General features: G+C 75.6%; 1 protein-coding gene. It reads right to left on the reverse strand.

Annotation, left to right across the window (positions count from 1 at the left end; all coding sequences use genetic code 11):
• Positions 1-144 (reverse strand): EAL domain-containing protein (locus tag JHD67_RS22720; protein WP_255557476.1); only part of this gene is annotated, 144 nt, incomplete at its 3' end.
• Positions 145-312 lie beyond the last annotated feature (168 nt).

The following is a 312-nucleotide window of genomic DNA, read 5'->3' on the forward strand; positions in this document are numbered from 1 at the left end:
GTAGCCGGTGCCGAAATCGTCGATGGCAATGCCTGCGCCGAGCTGGCGCAAAGCGGTGAGGTGACGGCGGGTGGTGGCGCTGTGCTCCATCAGCGTGCTCTCGGTGAACTCCAGCTCCAGCGTATCCCTGTCTCTTATACACATCTCCGAGCCCACGAGACCCGTGACCGAATCTCGGTTGGCGTGGTGGGGGTGTAAAAGGGGGGGGGGGGGGGGGGGGGGGGGGGGGGGGGGGGGGGGGGGGGGGGGGGGGGGGGGGGGGGGGGGGGGGGGGGGGGGGGGGGGGGGGGGGGGGGGGGGGGGGGGGGGGGG

Source organism: Dyella sp. ASV21 (genome assembly GCF_016428975.1).
Taxonomy (GTDB): Bacteria; Pseudomonadota; Gammaproteobacteria; order Xanthomonadales; family Rhodanobacteraceae; genus Dyella.